Here is a 19,409-nt window from a genome sequence, read left to right on the forward strand (position 1 = left end):
TTATTTTTCTTTTACCATATTTTAGCCATTCCAATTTGTATCCCTTATCTTTGCAACAGATTAAATACATAACATAAACGAACTATATCATGAAACGAAACAACCTATGGATAACCACCCTGGCCTTGGGCATCGCGTTATCCACCTACGGACAGCAAGCCGACGGAGGTATTTCCGCGGAGATGCTGCAACAGATCAAACAATCTTACAAAGGAACACCGACTGATAAAGCAATTCATAATGCGATCAGTAATAACGACATCAACAAACTGGCTGTAAACGCTGAAAGCAAAAACAATTTCGACACTTACTTTTCTCACAAAGTAAACGGTAAAGGCATCACCAACCAGAAATCTTCCGGACGTTGCTGGTTGTTTACCGGACTGAATGTATTCCGTGCACAGGCGATCGCTAAATATGATATGGGAGATTTCCAGTTCTCACAAAACTATTCTTTCTTCTGGGACCAACTTGAAAAAGCAAACCTTTTCCTGCAAGGCATCATCGATACCCGGGAAAAACCGATGGATGACAAGATGGTGGAATGGTTATTTAAAAACCCGCTCAGCGACGGAGGACAGTTTACCGGAATATCCGATATCCTGGGAAAATACGGCGTTGTTCCCTCCGACGTAATGGTAGAAACCAATAGTAGCGAGAGCACCGGAAGAATGGCAAACCTGATCGGTCTCAAACTGAAAGAATTTGGCTTGCAACTACGCGACCAGTCAGCCAAAGGGGCTAAAATAGCCGCACTGGAAAAGAATAAAACCGAAATGCTGGGAACTATTTACCGGATGCTGGTCCTCAACCTGGGTGAACCGCCTACGAAATTTACCTGGACACGCAAAGACGCCAAAGGCAATCCGGTTGAAACGAAAGAATACACGCCCCAGTCATTCTTCGACGAATATATCGGCAAAGACCTGACAAACAATTATGTCATGTTGATGAACGATCCGAGCCGCGAATATTATAAGTTATACGAAATCGACTTCGACCGCCACCGCTATGACGGCAAGAACTGGACATACGTTAACCTGCCGATAGAGGACATCAAGGAAATGGCTATCGCCTCTATCAAAGACAGCACCATGATGTACTTCTCTTGCGACGTGGGTAAATTCTTCGATCGTGAACGTGGCCTGCTGGACGTGAACTATTACGATTACGGCTCACTGATGGGTACCACTTTCGGTATGGATAAGAAACAACGTATCCAGACATTCGCCAGCGGCTCGTCGCATGCCATGACCTTAATGGCAGTGGACCTGGACGCCAACGGCCAACCGAAAAAATGGATGGTCGAAAACAGTTGGGGACCGGGTGCCAACAACGGACATCTGATCATGACCGACGAATGGTTCAACGAATATATGTTCCGTCTGGTAGTCGATAAGAAATATATCACCGACAAAGTAAAAGACGTCCTCAAACAAACACCAACCCGTCTTCCGGCCTGGGACCCGATGTTTGCTGACGAAAATTGATCGTTATATTGAAGAATGCAGATAAAACAAAAGCGGCAGACACAGTCTACCGCTTTTGTTTTATCTACGCTTTCAGATTACTTCTTTTTATTGTTTTTACTTCCTATCCAGGTTCCTTGTTTCCACAAATACTCCAATGGCCCTTGTTTGTGCCCCGACAGCCAGTAACGGCTGAATACCCATTGGACGGTGAAAATAAATACCCCGATAAGCAAACTCTCCGTAGCCCCGGTAACACGGTACAGCCCCAAACCAAATCCATAATAAATACAGACACCTATGATAGACTGCGAAATATAGTTCGTCAGGCTCATACGTCCGTAAGGGATAATAAATTTTTGCCAGTTACACCCATCCCCTTTTTTAAACCAAATCAGCACAAAAGCCGAAACCAGGATAAGCATAAATGCAAAATTGCCAAGAGATTGAGTGATTATATTATATGGAAGCAACACGGATGGATTACTTATCTGTCCAGGAACAAAAACCCGAAGTAGATACAGCGGAATAAATGCCAATATGCCTATACCTAAGATACGTTTCCAAAGGCCAATCGTACGGTCACTTTTTATGAAAGAACCGTTACGTCCTAATAACATACCAAACATAAACAAGGCCGATGTCTGAAACAACCGTCCATTTTCCACCTGCCAAAAATTGCTGTACAATTGTCCGTCCCATATATTACTGCGCAAGACCTCCCAGAAGGAACCATTCATAGTCACTCCTCCTACCCGCTCTGAATAGATCAAAAATCTCTTCCCGGCAGCGACATAATCCGGATCTAATAACGCATACAACATCCTGCCCAGTTCAAAAGGCTGAAGCAATAAACAGACAGCGATCCAAAAAACGACTTTATCTTTCAGCTTACAGACCGGAATAAGAACAAAGCCGGCTACAGCATAGAGTACCAGAATATCCCCATTATAAAACAAAGCATGAAGCTGGGCAAACAAGAACAACAGCACTAACCGCCAGGCAAAACGTCCCCGAAAATCGATTCCTTTCTGTTCCGCATGATGAAACTGGATATAGAAGCTGAAGCCAAAAAGCAGGGAGAAAGTAGCATAAGCCTTTCCGCCAAACAGAAAGAAAAAGCTATTCCACATCCATTTGTCCAGGACATGCAACCAGGCCGGCTGAAATTCCGGAATGAAATATATATTATAATGTTCAAGATTATGCAACAGCACAATAGCCAACAAAGCAAAGCCACGAAGCGCATCTACCACATTCAAGCGTTCGGATTTTTGAATAGTATGTATCATCTCTTATTTATGTATCAGATATTCAATCTATATAAATGTTTCTTATCTCGTTCTATTTTCCCCAATCCGAAGGCTTTGCTCCCATCTGCAATACCAAAGTTCCTCCCTTCATCAGGTCGGCATGCATCAGATAACATTTATCGTAAGGCTTTCCATTTAGAGTAGCCTGTTGGATATATATATTTTCAGGGCTATTATTGTGAGCTTCAATCACGAAAGTCTTTCCCTCAGCATAGTCCGGGTCCAGATTGAAGACAACCTTCTCAAACACCGGACTCGTCAGTTCATACCGCTGATCGCCCGGACAAACCGGATGTAATCCACTAGCCGCCAACACATACCAGGCAGACATCTGGCCGACATCTTCATTACCGACCAATCCCAGCACTGAATTTTTATAAGCATTCCGGCAAATATCCCGCGTCCATTTCTGTGTAAGCTCCGGAGCACCCAGGCGGTTGAACAGGAATGGCACGTGATGTACCGGCTCGTTGGCATGATTATAATATTGATTCCATAAATAGTTGGCAGGTGTTTGTTCAAACATATCCGTCAGATCGGCCAGTACCTTTTCCCGTCCGCCCATCAGTTTAACCATACCTTCCACATCATGAGGTACAAACCAGCCTTGCTGGTAGGCATTACTTTCCACACAGCCATATCCTTCGGCCAGTCTTCCCTGTTCCGGCAACGGCAAATATTCCCCTTTTTCATTACGGGGACGGAACCATCCGTAATCCGGATCGTACAGGGTCGTATAAGTTCCTGCCCTACGATCAAAAACATCCTTATCCGCCTCTTTCCCCAGCCATTCGGCCAAACGGGCCATACACCAGTCGTTGTAAGCATATTCTAATGTATGGGAAATGGAGCCCGGTGTATATCCGTTCTCATTATTTCCAAACATCCGGGATGTATTCAAAGCATACTGATAAGCCTTGTCTATATCATACGAACGGATTCCTTTAGAATAAGCGTCACACAACACGGAGATAGCCGGATTTCCCAGCATACAGCCGGAATAAGCATTCAGCAACTCCCAACGTTCCAGATAGTTATTTCCGCTCTGGTCCGCAATCTCAACCAACGAATTAATCTGGTCATTGATCAGAGTCGGATTAATAATCGTCTGCAAAGGCATTTGGCTCCGGAAAACATCCCAGCCGCTAAAGATCGTCCGTTTAGAAAACTGGTCTGTTATATGTACCTGTTTATCCGCTCCCATATACTCTCCGTTTACATCACTGCAAACACGGGGATCGATCATCGTGTGATAAAGGGCTGTATAAAAGATATGCTTTTCGTCTTCCGTTCCGCCAGACACGGATATTTTGGAAAGTGCGTCATTCCATAACTGCCGGCAGGATGCCAGTGTCGCATCAAAATCCCACGCATTCATTTCCGAATGCAGGTTCTCTTCCGCATTCCTCATACTGGTAAAAGAGATACCGCTTTTCATCAGAATCTGATCGCCGGTTTCCGTCTCAAAGTCAGCATAGAATCCAAGATGTTTGCCTACATAAGAAGTCACGTCCGGAATGATCCGGGCATTCCTCACTACATCCTGATAGCGTTCGCTCTCTATATCTCCACGTTTGCGCGTCCAGTCGTCCGGTATATCGGCCGACCATACGCCATGCGACCGGAACGGTTTCGAGAACTCGGCATAGAAATAGACGGTATAATCTGCTTTACCGTCGCCATTACCCCAACCGCCGCCTTCGGGAGGACATTTCATCTCTCCGCGAATCGTATGATCGTTAATCACTTCGACGGCTTGCCAAGTGGAGGTTCCCCCCACCCTTCTCGCCAGGTCTATCTGGATACGCGATTCTTTACTTTTAGGGAATGTAAAACGCAACATTCCGCTATGGGGAAGTGCCGTTGCCTCCGCTTTTATCTGATAATCCGTCAGCATCACAGCGTAATAACCGGCAGATGCTTCTTCCGAAGACTTGTCGTACCGGGACCGGTATCCCTTATCCGGATCGTCCGATGTTCCCGAAAATGTATGCAGTTTCCCTACCGTGGGCATAACCAACAGATTTCCCAGATCGCCATACCAGCCAATCCCGCTCATTTGTGTAAAAGCAAAACCTTCGATAAAAGTATGTTCGTCACTATACCCGGAACCGTTATCCCCTCCTGTAATCGTATTCGGACTGACCTGTACCATCCCGAACGGCGCCGTTGCCCCGGGAAAAGTCTTCCCCAGACCATGATAAGAACCTCCTGCATCCATACTGGTGGATGCCCCGATAAAAGGGTTTACATAAGAAAAAAGGGCCTGTTGCTCCTCCGACCGGTCTTTCACTGAGCCACAGGAAGTATAAATTGCACCAAGAACCAATAAACACAAACTAATCTTTTTTTTCATAATGCTATCGATTGATAAGAATGAGACAAAGATACTATTTTATCTCCAACACTTCATTTCCCGTTCTCCGCATTCTAAGTGTTTATTACATCATCAGAGGATACAATCACAAACTAACCGGCGAAAGCAGGGATACTAATTTATTCCTCTTCACTATTGATCTGAAAAATCGTTTTTGGTATTGTCTGATAAATTGACAAAAGCATTATTTAATGTTAATCCTTTCAGATTCATTGCCTGTCATCTTATAAACTCAAAATCATTTTTCGTATCTTTAGAATCGAAAGTTCAAAATAGATTTTAAATTTATTACTATGGACAAAATGAAAAAACAATCTGAAAAAACACCATTCATATCAGTCGTGATGCCGGCTTATAATGTCGAAAAATATGTAGAAGAAGCAGTTTGCAGTATACTGGATCAAACATATTGCGACTTCGAGTTTATTATTGTGGATGACGGATCTACGGATCGTACTCGGGAAATATTACGTTCATTCTCCGATCCCCGCATTTCCTTACTGTTCAATGATAAAAATGAAGGAAACTACCCAGCGAGAAATCGAGGATGTCGTTTGGCAAGAGGAAAATACATTGCCGTGATGGATGCGGATGATGTAGCGTTGCCGGAAAGGTTGGAAAGGCAAGTAGAATATATGGAGAAGCATTCTGATGTGTTGGCTTGTGGGACAGCTTATCGATTAATAGGAAAAAATAAAGTGATCATACAGCCTATAGAATGGCATGAAATTCGATATATTTTACTCATGACTTATTGTATGCTACATCCAACAATGATGATACGTTCTGAATCTATGAGTAAGATTAATTTTTACAAAGAAGATTCAATTTGCGCAGAAGACTATGATTTAACTTTGCGTTTAGCTATAAATGGAAAAATAGTAAATCTACCGGATATTTTATTAAATCGAAGATTGCGAGAGGATCAGCTATCCTCTCTTTATATGGAAAAACAAAATATATACGGAAGTTATATTCAAATGCGTTATCAACATGAAATGGGTATATTTTATCCTCCAAAAGATAACGATGTTTTTTTAATTCATTTAGCAGCTTACATCCGCTCCATTGTTTCATATGTTGATGAGAGTGGTTTGTTTCATGGGAAAATAGGATTAATATTGTTTTTTTATTGTTATTCCAAATATTCTAAAAATCATGAATATCTAAAATTGGCAGATCAGATGTTAAGTGATATGATCAAAAAATTGAAAACAGATATACCCGTTGGCATCAGCTCTGGGTTATGTGGTTTAGGTTTATTTCTTGGTTTTTTAATTTCTGAAAAGTTTGTAGAAGGTGAATTAGACGAAGTATTAGAAAATATTGATCGAATGGTTGTCTCTAAAACAAAGTTTGACACAGAAGATTGGTCTTTTGAATCAGGAATAATTGGCATTGCATATTATGTATCTTATCGGTTAAGTAGTGGTAAAAAAGATATAAAAAAGATTTTTGATGTCTCATACAGAGAGCAATTATTAGATAAAATAACAACTTTGGAAAATCATGTCAAATGGAGTAATCCATACTCGTCGTTGTTAAACCAATGTTGTATAAATTTACAAAATACAGTTACTCAATCTATAGACTGGAATGAATTCTTTAAAATGATCATACTTCCATTACCTACTACACTTTCTTTTGGTGGATGGAACTTTGGTCTAAATAGAGGAGCTGCGGGAGTAGGCATGAGTCTAATACTCAAACTAAATATATAGAAAGTTATATATCGGTGAAGCAGATCGACCGGGATTGTGACGCATAATTAGAAATCAAATTTATGAAGTTAGCTAGAGTGAAATTTTTGGATGCTTCAGAAAGTCAAAAATTGACGAAAGATGAACAAAAAATGATTCTGGGAGGCTATAGCGGTAGTGAATGTTGTTGGTGGAAATCTGGCACAGATCGTGGCTGTTCTAATGCTGCAGGAGCTTATCATATGGGTGGACATTATCATTGGGAATGCAACACTTCTTATGCAAAAAGGAAATGTAATTGTTAAAAGAATCAGAAAGAATGTCACATTTTGTTCTACATAATATAATATGACATTCTTTTTTATAATACAAACAGACAATCATGAAATATATAACGATAACAATAATATTACTATTTACATCTTGTTCCTTTCACGAAGATAGGACTGAAGAAAAAATTATACCAATATCGAAAGCTGTTGGTTCTGGTGAAATATTGAATTTAAGCGATTATGCAAAGTCTGTGAAATATATTCCGTTGGAAACAACGGATAGCATATTAATCGGAAAACTTACAAATGCAATACCGATAGGAAATAAATATTTGATTGGCGATGCACCATTGGGGCAAACATCAAAATATTACTTATTTGATGAAGAAGGTAATTATGTTATTCCAATAGGAAGTATAGGCCATGGTCCCGGACAATATAGTAGCATACGCTCTGTTGACACTGATAACAAGAATAAGACCATATTATTGGAAGCAATACCCAAATGTTTCGAATACAATTGGGACGGTGTTTTAATTGATGAGAAAATAAAAATGGATTCTGCCGGATATTATCCTTTTAAGACAATGTATGCAGGTAAGAATTTATATTTGTCAACTATCTCATCTCCGGAAACTCGCGAATATAAGGCGTTTTTATATGAAAAAGAGGAAACGGGATTAAAAATAATTCGAACCTATTTGAATTATTTCCAGCGTGAAAAAACAGGGATAAGCAAAGGGAGCTGGGGAACTACAGATGGCAAGATATTCAAGGGAAAAGATCAGATTCGTTATTGGCGCGCCTGGGATGATACCATATTCACGTTCAATGCGAAGCAGGATTTAGAAGTTGCCTATGTATTTGATTATGGAAAATACAAGGCTCCAACAGAATGGATGTTCTCTTACCGAACAGATCAAGCAATGGTCTATCATATATTTCCGGAAATAATTATGGAGTCTAAAAATTATCTGTTTTTCAAATTCAGCTTTGGAAATAATGCACCGGAAAAATTTGAATACGAACAAAGATCTCTTAATCAACGTAGCTGGCAAACAAGAAAACGTATGAATGTTTCAGTATGTTCTATATTTGACAAAAATACAGGTAAACTTATATTATTGAACCAGCCTGTCAAACACAAATATTTAGGTTTCCGAAACGATTTGGACGGTGGTCCCTGTTTCTGGCCGAAATATATATCGGCAGAAGACGAAATGGTTACTTGGTGGACTGCAGATGAATTTTTAGACATATATGGACAGCTATCAAATCCTTCTGCAGAATTGAAGTCCATTGCTGAGAAATTAAATTCAGACGATAATCCGGTATTGATGGTGGTGAAACTGAAATAGGAAATCATGGATAATTCATTTTTTAATGTTTGTGATAAGTTTTTACAACTTCACCGGATTTGTGTTGATCCGGCGGATTTGAGAAAACTGTTGTATTCCTCAGATTCTTATCCGTCCTTAAAATCGTTTACGGATATTTTGTCCATTTGGGGTATCAGACACCAAGCTTTAAAAATTGGATGGAATCAATTGATAGAATATGGAACACCGGTAATGCTGCACTATCAGGATGGAATCCCTCGTTTTGTCATAGCAACAGATGTAACCTCAGACGAGATCACTTATTATAAAAGTAACTTAAAGAAGAAAACAGAGCCACGGGACAGTTTTCTCGAACACTGGAACGGTGTTGCTCTGTATGCAATAGAATCTGACTCTTTTTCTTGGAAATGTTATTTTTTGAACAGATTCAAAAAATACAGAATGCTGTTATTATTAGTAATGGTTTGTTTATTAATACTTTCGTTATTTTGGGCAGTACCGATTGAAAAGGACTTTTATTTATATGGTTTTTCCATATTAAAGATAATCGGCCTGTTGGTTTCTATTTTCTTGTTGAGACATGACTGGGAGAAAAGGGGACGCATAGAACGGAATTTTTGTACACTGACAAAAGCATTCAGTTGTGATGCTGTTTTAAATTCAAAAGCATCGAAACTCTTCGGGTTAATAAAAATGTCCGATATTGGCATGGTTTATTTTTCAGGTGGATTAATGCTCCTGTTATTTTTGTTTTATGGAATTGTAGAAGCTCAAAAAATGTTGGATATATTGGGACTTTTATCTTTTTGTTCTTTGCCCTATATTCTTTTTTCATTGAGTTACCAGCGTTTCAAAGTAAAAAAATGGTGCCCGTTGTGCTTGGGGATATTGATGACTCTGTTAATGGAGATCATCTTAGGGAGTATCCGAATTTTGACAAATGGCTTCTACTTTCCCACAGTATATTATTGTTATATTAGCGGACTGTTTTTCTTGGTGTTAGCATTGGTTTGGAATTTATTAAACAGTTTCATCAAAGCCTATTTAAAAATAGAAGAAAAAGAATTGAATTATTTGGCATTAAAACGTAATAGTCCTGTATTCCGGTCGATGTTGGACCAACAACCAGTTATGGATATGTTTTTTTCAGAAGGAGATATCCTCATCGGCAATCGGAATAGCCATATGGTAACAATCGCTATCAATCTATTTTGCACACCTTGTCTCAACTTGTATAGTCAGCTACAGGATTTGATAAACCGATATCCCAATACTTTTTGTTTGAACATTCGTTTCATGGGTATGGATGAAGAAATACGGGACCAACAAATAGGATTGAGTTTGATAACAATGTATTATCAAGACAAAAGTTTGTTTCTAAAAGCGTTTGGATTTTGGAAAGAACATAAAGACTATCCACTGTTCCAAAAAGAATTTGGTGATATCCGTTTTTCAGATCTTGCTAAACAAGAACAAGCAAAGCATTTTATTTGGAGGAAGCAAATACATCTCAATCAGACACCTGCGGTCTTTGTCGGAAATCGGAAATTGCCGGAGATTTACACTAATGAGGATTTGGTTTATTTTTTGGAATACGGAGTGATAGGAGATCTTTAAGTCCGATCCGGCTAACTAACTATTGGATGCAAAGTTTCAGGAGAGTTTCCTCAAAATTAATCGATTGTCAAAATGATATTTTATGTGTATACTGGATGAATTGTACGGGTATTGGGGAACGATGATCTATTTTATAAGACTCTCGCGGACTTGCTTCCGCTTGTTATGATCTAATTGTTATCATATTTATAACACAAAAGCATATATCATCTATTACTGCTACCAATATAACGCACTGTTTTTTATATCGCCGACATATTGATAATCACGACATGCATTAAAAAAAGGCTGTTCTGGAAATAAAAGCTGTTAAAAAACATATGATTTTCACTTTGAGAAGCACTAAACAGATGTGTTTTTCTTCGCTAAATTAAGAAATTCTTCATTACAGCAAAAATTTATCTTGTTTAAAACGAAGTTGAAGTTCGTTTTAAACAAAAGTTTTATCGTTTTAAGCGAAATAAAAAGTCGATATTTGACACCCATAGCGTTAACAAATGCAAATATAAGTCTTCTAGAATGAAGAAATAAAAAACAAACCTGTTTCTTTTAAAGCCTATTTACGATCATAACATCTTAATATATACTATTTTTATGTTATTTTAATTTTACCATTTACTTGATTGCTAGAAGCGGAGGATAACAATAGTTTAAAAAGAATGCATGATAAAAACATCCTTTATACACAAAGCTTTCAGCATTTTATTTGAATAAAAAAACAATCTTCAAAAGTCTTTTATTCTACACAAAAACAATCCTGGAAGATTGTTTCATGACTTGATCATTCCCAAACGATTTATCTTCAATGCTTTCCCTTTTCCTGTAAAACGTACATTCATTCAAAGAACAGAGAAACAATTCAAAACTTTTTTTGTTTTCTATTTGCTTTATTCAACACTTCTCCATACATTTGTTGCCGTACACACTGGTAAAGCGTTATTGGTCGGTACATTTTATTGATTACGGAAGCGTTTTAAAGATATTATCCTAATTGGAAATCTCGACAATTTCTAAAATCCCGGATAATAGACAACTAAAACGCTCACGTACCCTTCCTTGTTATATCTATTCATAGGCATTGCTATATGTATATGTTTATATGAATAACAAGATAAAAGGGCGTGAGCTGTTGTTTATATTGGGATTTAGGCAGTCGAGAGCCTCCAATTAGATATAATCAACAATCCTCACGCCTCTTTTATTTGTATAACCATCCACTTGGGGATTGATGGATATCTAGTATTAGTATTTGTATGAAAAATCATGTTCTCAGTTTTTTTCATCGGTTCGCCTTGATACTATTCTTATCAGGGATGTTTATCTGTCAGGCCTATGCGCAAAGAACTACCGTTAAAGGTATTGTAAAAGATCATTCAGGAGAAGCACTTATCGGTGTGAATGTTATGGAAAAAGGGAAGACCAATGGGACCATAACCGGTAGTGATGGAATGTTCAGTCTGAATGTATCTGGGAAAAAGCCGGTATTAGTATGCTCTTATATCGGTTATGTAACGGAAGAAGTTCCTGTCATCGGCCAGGAAATGCTCACAATCACGCTAAAAGAAGACACCGAAGAACTGGACGAAGTGCTGGTTATCGGTTACGGCACGGCTAAGAAAAAAGACCTGACTGGTGCTATTTCCCGTGTAAAAGCAGAAAAAATGGAAGCAGAAGCTCCACGGTCTGTCCAGGACCTGCTACGTGCCAGTGCAGCCGGTTTATCCATCAGTATGTCTACCGATGCTGCCGGTACAGCCGACCTGCAAATACGAGGGAAAAACACGTTAAGCGCAGGTTCAGCTCCCCTGATCGTACTGGACGGTGTCATTTATGACGGTTCCATGCAGGATATCAATGCCATGGATGTCGAAAGCATCGATGTTCTGAAAGATGCCAGTTCAGTCGCTGTCTATGGGGCCAAAGCGGCTAATGGCGTTATTGCCATTACGACAAAAAAGGGGAATACAGGTAAGCCAGTTATCACTTTTAATGCCAATGTCGGCCTGGTACATAATTCCCGACTACCTAAAACTGTCGACGGAGCAGGCTTTCTGGCTTTCCGTCAGGAATATGCAGAAGGCTTGTTATCACAAGACGAGTTAACCGCACAACCTGGCAAATATGCCGACCCGCGAACCTTGTCATCGATGGGAATCGATCCTTTGACATGGTATAATTACGATCAGAAAAATCCGGGTTCAGCCCTGCCTGATGACAAGACACTGGTCACGACCTGGCTGACCCGTCTGAATCTACAGAATATCGAAATTGAAAATTATCTGAACGGCGTGGAAACCAATTGGGATGACATTGTTTATCAAACCGGTTTGCAACAGGATTATACCACCAGTATTTCCAACCGTACGGATAATTTCTCTTATTACTGGTCGTTAGGATATGCCGACCGTGAAGGAGTAAAAACCGGTGACCGCTACCGGAACTTCCGCTCACGACTGAATCTGGAATCAAAGGTTACTTCTTTTCTTACTGTCGGACTGAATTCCCAGTTCGCAACCCGTATCGGCGGTTACCTGGCTGCCGATGTCGACCAGCGTGAACATAATTCGCCTTACACGACCAATGAAATTGACAACCTGGATAGTCCGTACCGAATGTATCCCTCCGGCGACAACAATACAAAAAATCCATTCTTCGACAACCTGTACCGTGACAGACGCGATATAAACCATGATTTCAATGCCAATTTGTATGCCATCCTGAAACTACCCTTCGGCCTGGAATATCAAATGAATTTTACTCCCCGTTACCATTGGTACGAATACATGAACCATGAATCGTCCCAGCATCCCGAATGGGCCGGAGAAGGTGGCAAGTCGGAACGTAAAAACGAGAAAACGTTCAACTGGCTACTTGACCATATTGTACGCTGGAAACAGGAGTTCGGAAAGGATCACCGTGTAGAAGCGACATTCCTGTTCAATGCGGAAAAAGGACAATGGTGGCAAACGGTAGCCAAGAACCAGCAATTTACCCCAAGCGACGTACTGGGATATCATAACATCGGAGCAGGAGCCATTCCTTCCGTTTCCAGTAACGATACTTATAAAACGGGGGATGCGCTGATGGGACGTATATTCTACTCATTCAAGGATAAGTATCTGATCACAGCCTCGGTACGCCGTGACGGTTATTCCGCTTTCGGGCAGATGAATCCGCGTGCCACATTCCCTGCCGTAGCTTTAGGATGGGTCTTTACTTCCGAAAAATTTATGGAGGCATCGGGTAGCTGGCTGAATTACGGGAAGCTCCGTTTCTCCTGGGGACAGAACGGGAACAGGGATATCGGTCAATATGATGCGCTGGCTTCCCTTAACTCCGGACTGCATCCCTATATCGACCAGAACGGAAATGTGTATGTTACCTCCCAGATATACATCAACCGTATGCCGAACAATACATTGAAATGGGAACGTACTGCCTCTTATAATATAGGTATCGACTTCTCTGTGTGCGGTGACAGACTGAGCGGTAGCATGGAAACCTACATGGCCGAGACCAACGACCTGCTGGTTAACCGCTCCCTGCCCTCTATTTTAGGATATGACAATGTGAAGGCCAATCTGGGAACACTGACCAACCGCGGTTTTGAACTGACCTTGAATGCCAATGTGATAGAGAACAGAAACTTCTCCTGGAATTCGAGCGGAACCTTCTCTTTCAACCGGCGGAAAATCAAACATCTGTACGGAGACAAAGAAGAAATAAAGGATGCCGACGGGAATGTGATCGGTTATAAAGAAGCGGACGACCTGGCAAACAAATGGTTTATCGGACATGATACGGATCAGATCTGGGACTATGAACGCGACGGCGTCTGGCAACTCGGAGAAGAAGAAGAGGCTGCCAAATATGGGAATAAGCCGGGTGATTTCAAATATATCGACCAGAACAACGACGGGGTAATGGATAATGATGACAAAATATTCCAGGGTTACACTACTCCACGCTTCCGCTGGTCCTGGAGAAATGAGTTCACATTCTATAAGAACTTCAATTTATCCTTTATGGTGTATTCACACATCGGGCAATACGGGACCTTCAACCGGGCAGCCAATACGGGAGGAATGTTCGACCGCTACACCGTTGTAGATATCCCGCGCTGGACAAAAGATAATCCGACGAACGATTATGGACGCCTGGGCTCCAAGAACATCGGCAATAATTATGTAAAGAAAACATTCGTACGTATGGAAAACATCACACTGTCATATAATGTGCCGCAGAATTTCCTGAAAAGATTCTCCGTACAGAACATGCGTTTCTCCGTTGCCGTCCGTAATCCGTTCGTCATCACGGGATGGACTTTCGGCGATCCGGAAGGCGGCGACACGACGCTGAGAACCGTCAATTTCGGCGTAAACTTTTCTTTATAAACATTGATTAACCCATAAGAATTAAGATTATGAATCAGAATAATAAAAAATACCTGGTACTGGCTTTAGCAGCCTTACCTTTACTGAATTCCTGCAATGACAGTTGGCTCGACCCGAAGCCGTTATCTTTTTATACTCCCGAAAATACCTATGTAGATGCTGCCGGTTTGTATTCGGCACTGGTTGCCTGTGAACGTAATATGCGCCACGAATTCTTTACGGACGGTGCCCCGATCCTGACGGAAATGTATACCGCAGATATTGCCGTACATGGGAAAACCGACGAAAGCGGTTCGTTGGTGGACTTCGATAACGAGATGCTTCCTGCTCGAACCAAGAATGATATGAAAGGCAAGAACGGCTGGTATTGGGCAGAAGGTTTTAAAGGAATCAAGTATGCCAATATTGTGATCAGTCGTCTGGATGCCGCCACTTTCAAGGATGAGGCGGAGCGGAATGCCGTACTGGGCGGAGCCTATTTCCACCGCTCCTATCGTTACTATAAACTCACCCACCAATTCGGAGACGTTCCCTGGTTGAGTGAAGAAATTACCCGGCCGAAACTTGACTTTTACTCCTATGACCGTTGGAGCATTCTTGAGCAATGTAAAAAAGATATGGAATTCGCTTACCAATGGGTACCCGAACAAATGGACCGGGGCCGGGCCAACAAAGATGCCTGCGGTATGTTGCTGATGAAAATATGCATGTCATTAGGAGACTTTGACCGGGCCATCGAAATCGGAAAGGAAGTCGTCGCACGGCACCCGCTGATGACACAGCGCTTCACGACCAACCAAAACAAGCCCAATACGAATTTAATGCATGACCTGCATAGCGTAGAAGCCAAAATAGACATGAGCAATACGGAGGGCATCATGTATGTGGTAGCCTACCCCGACATCGTCGAAGCCGGAGACAAACGCATTTATACGATGCGTAACGGACTCCCTTACTGGGCAAAAGGGGCAGCGATCAAGACACCCGACGGGAAATCAGGAACAGCTATCGTCCCTGCTTCCGAAGATAAAAACACGGAAATTGACAATGATGCCAATTACGGCCGTGGCATCGGAACCTGTCGTCCTACGAATTATTTCCAGTATGAGATCTGGACCGACAAAGAAAAGAATGACCTGCGCAGCCCGAACAATCATGACAGCTGGAAACGTATGGAAGACCTGCGGTATAATGAGCCGAGCCTGAAGAAGAACAACAGCCCATGGTATGGCCAGCAACTGGTACGTCCGAACGACATCTCCGTGGCAGACTCCATCCGTTGCTGGTACATGTGGCCGCATTATAAACTGTTCGTCCCGGACCCAACGAAAACTCAGGATCTTCAGGGTGGCGAAACACCCTGGTACATCTATCGTTCAGCAGAAACCTATCTGATGATGGCCGAATGTTATTACTGGAAAGGCGACAATGCCAACGCCGCCTCCATGCTGAATATCGTCCGTGCACGTGCCGGAGCCGAGCCTTTGACCGGCACGATCGGTATAGCAGAAGTACTGGCTGAACGTGCCCGTGAGTTGTATTATGAAGAGAACCGCCATGTAGAACTGGTCCGTATATCCTATCTGTATGCCAAAACAGGCAAAGCATGTGAGGCTTTCGGAGGACGTATCTATACCCTGAATAATTTCTCAGGACCAGGTGGAACCGGAACAAACAACAAAGATGCAGGCGTAAATTTCTATTTTGACTGGGTGATCAAACACAATAACTTCTATAATAAAGGTATCGTTATCCCTTATGGCGAATATCGCCTGAGTGTACATCATGCACTGTGGCCCGTTCCGGAAAATGCGATCAAGACAAATACCGGAGGAGTCATCAATCAGAATATCGGATATCCGGGAGCAGAAAACAATATCACTCCCCTGAAAGTAGGCGAAATAATTCCTGAAACAGAATAGACCAATGATAAGAAGCGCAATTCATTAGAAACATCAACAATGCGCTATGCCCCGGACGATCGGAAGAAAGTGGAATACACCGGATTCGGAGACTCCGGGGCTAAAAAACAAAATACCGATTGACTGGTGTCCAATTCCTTATCGGCATAAACCTCAAATCAAACACCAGATCAATCGGTATATTTTTTACAACTTTATTATTCGTAATATCTTATCTGTCGCCCCGGCATTGCCATTTACAAACTGTCCGGCACTTTCACCCGCAGCTTCCAGCACTTCATGATAGGTCAGCAGTTCGTCCATCTTCTCGCAGAAAGATTGTTTATCTGATACGGAGAAGCCGCCTCCCACCTTGATCAGATCTTTTGCTTCCTTGAACTTATGATATTTCGGACCGAATAAAACCGGAATGCCATACACTGCCGCTTCAAGCGTATTATGTATGCCCGCTCCGAAACCGCCACCAATATAAGCGATCGTTCCATACCGGTAGATAGAAGACAATAAACCGAAACTGTCGACAATCAGACAATCTTTACCTTCCGCCAAAGACTGGTCATGAAACACATCCGACAAACGGACAGAAGGACGTTTCAACAACGACTCGATATACATCAGATGTTCGCGATGGATCTCGTGCGGAGCGATGATCAGCTTCATCTCCGGATGCTCATTGAAATAAGGGATCAGAATCTCTTCATCCTGCGGCCAGGAACTTCCGGCTACAAGGGTCAATCTTTTCTCCTTTCCTCCTTCACAGACAAAATGTTCCACTGGCGATAACTCACGTGCCTGGTTACGGACATCCAGTACCCGATCGAAACGGGTATCTCCCGTAACAGTTACATTTGTTATCCCGAACTCTTTCAGCAAAGCTGCCGAACGATCGTCCTGTACGAACAAATGAGTAAAGCAATAAAGCATCTTCCTGTACGGATAACCGAACCACTGGAAGAACAACTGATCGCGACGGAATATGGATGAAATGATGTACACCGGGATATTGCGATGCTTCAACTCTTGCAGATAGTTTCCCCAAAACTCGTATTTAATAAATACAGCAATGGAAGGATTTGCCAGATTCAGAAATTTCTTCACCCGGTAAGGCGTATCGAAGGGCAGATAGCAAATGACATCTGCCCCGTTATAATTCTTACGGACTTCATATCCCGAAGGGGAAAAGAAAGTAAGTAGTATTTTATACTCCGGATGTTCCGCCTTGATCTTCTCCATCATCGGACGTCCCTGTTCGAACTCGCCCAGGGAAGAAGCATGAAACCAGATATATTTTGCATTCCGGTCGATCTTCTCACGAAGAATGGAATTCGTTTTCCACTGCCCCAGACGCATGATCCGGGCCTTCTTATGGAATGGAGAAATCAACGCAATGATAAATGCGTAAAAGTGGATTGCCAGACTATACATAACTTATTTAAGCACTTCAATCGCTCTTTCGATACGGCGAATAGATTCTTCTTTTCCTAATGCTTCTGTAATATCAAAGATATGAGGACCTTTTCCTTCACCGACTAATGCCAGACGGGTAGCATTCATTATATTACCCAAATGGTAGCCTTTGCTTTCGATCCAGGCTTTCACCTCTTCTTCCGTTCCTTCGATATCGAACGGTTCACGAACGCGCAGTACCTCGATCAGTTCTGCCAACTGGGCAGCAGAATCGGCCTTCCAGCGTTTTTTCGTTGTCTTCTCATCGTATTCGGTCGGAGCAATAAAGAAGAATGCACAAACATCCCATAATTCCTTACTGAAAGAAACACGGTCTTTCATCATGCCGACAACCTTCTCCACATATGCCGGATCGGCTTTTATACCGTGGCTTTCAAGGATAGGCGTGAACAATGCTGCGACTTCTTTATTGTCTTTTTTCTGGAGATACTGGTGGTTGAACCATTTTCCCTTTTCATAGTCGAACTTGGCACCGGCCTTGCTGCAACGGGTAAGATCGAAATAGTTGATCAGTTCGTCCATACTCATGATTTCCTGATCGTTACCGGGATTCCATCCTAACAGAGCCAAGAAGTTAACAACCGCTTCCGGCAGGTAACCGCTTTCACGGTAACCTGAAGAGATATCACCGGTTTTAGGGTCATGCCATTCCAACGGGAATACAGGGAATCCCAAACGGTCACCGTCACGCTTGCTCAGTTTACCATTTCCTTCCGGTTTCAATAACAAGGCCAGGTGGGCAAACTGCGGCATCGTATCCGCCCAACCCAAATAACGGTACAGCAATACATGAAGGGGAGCGCTCGGCAACCACTCTTCGCCACGGATCACATGAGTGACTTCCATCAGGTGGTCATCGACAATATTTGCCAAGTGGTAAGTAGGCAACTGGTCAGCCGATTTATATAATACTTTATCATCCAGGATAGAAGAGTTGATTACCACTTCACCACGGATAATATCATTCACATGAATATCTTCGTTCGGCTCGATCTTGATACGGACAACATACTGGTTTCCAGCATCGATCAACGCCTTTGTTTCTTCAGTAGAAAGTGTCAAGGAGTTACGCATCTGCAAACGGGTGGATGCATCATACTGGAAATTCGCAATTTCCTGACGTTTGGCATCCAGTTCGGCCGGTGTATCAAATGCAATATAAGCCAAACCGTCATTCAGCAACTGGTCGACATATTGTCTGTAAATAGCTTTTCGCTCACTCTGACGATACGGACCGTATTCGCCACCAAAGTTCACACCTTCGTCGAATTTGATACCCAACCAGGTAAGCGCTTCAATAATATAAGCCTCCGCTCCCGGAACAAACCGTTGAGAGTCGGTATCTTCAATACGTAAGATCAAATCTCCGCCATTCTGTTTGGCAAATAAATAGTTGTATAAAGCTGTACGAACACCTCCGATATGCAGCGCCCCTGTCGGGCTGGGTGCAAAACGGACTCTAACTTTCCTTTGAGTCATAATTATTTCATTCTATAATAATGCGGCAAAAGTAGTCCTTTTTTTTCTCTTACTAAACT

The 19,409-nt window shown here is 41.9% G+C and carries 11 protein-coding genes; 7 read left to right on the forward strand and 4 right to left on the reverse strand.

Translation table 11 applies throughout. The features are described from left to right. The first annotated feature begins 89 nt into the window (after nucleotides 1-89). Complete coding sequence (locus NBH14_RS06815) at nucleotides 90-1,490, forward strand: C1 family peptidase (RefSeq protein ID WP_186958350.1); 1,401 nt, start codon at nucleotides 90-92, stop codon at nucleotides 1,488-1,490. A gap of 77 nt (nucleotides 1,491-1,567) precedes the next feature. Here the strand turns inward: NBH14_RS06815 and NBH14_RS06820 are convergent, their stop codons facing one another. After that, complete coding sequence (locus NBH14_RS06820) at nucleotides 1,568-2,761, reverse strand: DUF418 domain-containing protein (protein ID WP_186958351.1); 1,194 nt, start codon at nucleotides 2,759-2,761, stop codon at nucleotides 1,568-1,570. 52 nt (nucleotides 2,762-2,813) lie between these two features. After that, nucleotides 2,814-5,138 carry a GH92 family glycosyl hydrolase gene (locus tag NBH14_RS06825; RefSeq protein ID WP_186958352.1) on the reverse strand — a complete coding sequence of 775 codons (2,325 nt, stop codon included), beginning with the start codon at nucleotides 5,136-5,138 and terminating at the stop codon, nucleotides 2,814-2,816. A gap of 314 nt (nucleotides 5,139-5,452) precedes the next feature. Between NBH14_RS06825 and NBH14_RS06830 the strand changes: the two genes are divergently transcribed. The 6 genes from NBH14_RS06830 (at nucleotide 5,453) to NBH14_RS06855 (ending at nucleotide 16,404) form a co-directional block, all read left to right on the forward strand. Then, on the forward strand, nucleotides 5,453-6,880 hold the full coding sequence (locus NBH14_RS06830; protein WP_186958353.1) for a glycosyltransferase: 1,428 nt from the start codon (nucleotides 5,453-5,455) through the stop codon (nucleotides 6,878-6,880). A 62-nt stretch (nucleotides 6,881-6,942) separates the two neighbouring features. Continuing rightward, nucleotides 6,943-7,164 (forward strand): hypothetical protein, encoded by a 222-nt coding sequence (locus NBH14_RS06835; protein ID WP_186958354.1) that lies wholly within the window; start codon nucleotides 6,943-6,945, stop codon nucleotides 7,162-7,164. A 77-nt stretch (nucleotides 7,165-7,241) separates the two neighbouring features. After that, nucleotides 7,242-8,489 carry a DUF4934 domain-containing protein gene (locus NBH14_RS06840; RefSeq protein WP_186958355.1) on the forward strand — a complete coding sequence of 416 codons (1,248 nt, stop codon included), beginning with the start codon at nucleotides 7,242-7,244 and terminating at the stop codon, nucleotides 8,487-8,489. Between the two features lie 6 nt (nucleotides 8,490-8,495). Next, the gene (locus NBH14_RS06845; RefSeq protein ID WP_186958356.1) at nucleotides 8,496-10,088 is read left to right on the forward strand and encodes a vitamin K epoxide reductase family protein; all 1,593 of its coding nucleotides are present in this window, start codon (nucleotides 8,496-8,498) and stop codon (nucleotides 10,086-10,088) included. Nucleotides 10,089-11,341: 1,253 nt separating this feature from the next. Further along, a complete protein-coding gene (locus tag NBH14_RS06850; RefSeq protein WP_186958357.1) occupies nucleotides 11,342-14,482 on the forward strand; it encodes a SusC/RagA family TonB-linked outer membrane protein in 3,141 nt (1,046 codons plus the stop codon). A gap of 29 nt (nucleotides 14,483-14,511) precedes the next feature. Then, nucleotides 14,512-16,404 (forward strand): RagB/SusD family nutrient uptake outer membrane protein, encoded by a 1,893-nt coding sequence (locus tag NBH14_RS06855; RefSeq protein ID WP_186958358.1) that lies wholly within the window; start codon nucleotides 14,512-14,514, stop codon nucleotides 16,402-16,404. A 186-nt stretch (nucleotides 16,405-16,590) separates the two neighbouring features. Here NBH14_RS06855 and NBH14_RS06860 read toward each other — a convergent pair whose 3' ends face one another. Beyond that, complete coding sequence (locus tag NBH14_RS06860; protein WP_046147910.1) at nucleotides 16,591-17,829, reverse strand: 3-deoxy-D-manno-octulosonic acid transferase; 1,239 nt, start codon at nucleotides 17,827-17,829, stop codon at nucleotides 16,591-16,593. A gap of 3 nt (nucleotides 17,830-17,832) precedes the next feature. Beyond that, a complete protein-coding gene (gene gltX, locus NBH14_RS06865; protein WP_186958359.1) occupies nucleotides 17,833-19,350 on the reverse strand; it encodes a glutamate--tRNA ligase in 1,518 nt (505 codons plus the stop codon). Between the last annotated feature and the right edge of the window lie 59 nt (nucleotides 19,351-19,409).

The organism is Parabacteroides caecihominis (assembly GCF_023656785.1).
Classification (GTDB): domain Bacteria; phylum Bacteroidota; class Bacteroidia; order Bacteroidales; family Tannerellaceae; genus Parabacteroides; species Parabacteroides segnis.

Coding starts and splice junctions, on each gene's coding strand:
- NBH14_RS06815 (WP_186958350.1), top strand. CDS start 90: ATGAAACGAAACAACCTATGGATAACCACCCTGGCCTTGGGCATCGCG.
- NBH14_RS06820 (WP_186958351.1), bottom strand. CDS start 2,761: ATGATACATACTATTCAAAAATCCGAACGCTTGAATGTGGTAGATGCG.
- NBH14_RS06825 (WP_186958352.1), bottom strand. CDS start 5,138: ATGAAAAAAAAGATTAGTTTGTGTTTATTGGTTCTTGGTGCAATTTAT.
- NBH14_RS06830 (WP_186958353.1), top strand. CDS start 5,453: ATGGACAAAATGAAAAAACAATCTGAAAAAACACCATTCATATCAGTC.
- NBH14_RS06835 (WP_186958354.1), top strand. CDS start 6,943: ATGAAGTTAGCTAGAGTGAAATTTTTGGATGCTTCAGAAAGTCAAAAA.
- NBH14_RS06840 (WP_186958355.1), top strand. CDS start 7,242: ATGAAATATATAACGATAACAATAATATTACTATTTACATCTTGTTCC.
- NBH14_RS06845 (WP_186958356.1), top strand. CDS start 8,496: ATGGATAATTCATTTTTTAATGTTTGTGATAAGTTTTTACAACTTCAC.
- NBH14_RS06850 (WP_186958357.1), top strand. CDS start 11,342: ATGAAAAATCATGTTCTCAGTTTTTTTCATCGGTTCGCCTTGATACTA.
- NBH14_RS06855 (WP_186958358.1), top strand. CDS start 14,512: ATGAATCAGAATAATAAAAAATACCTGGTACTGGCTTTAGCAGCCTTA.
- NBH14_RS06860 (WP_046147910.1), bottom strand. CDS start 17,829: ATGTATAGTCTGGCAATCCACTTTTACGCATTTATCATTGCGTTGATT.
- gltX (WP_186958359.1), bottom strand. CDS start 19,350: ATGACTCAAAGGAAAGTTAGAGTCCGTTTTGCACCCAGCCCGACAGGG.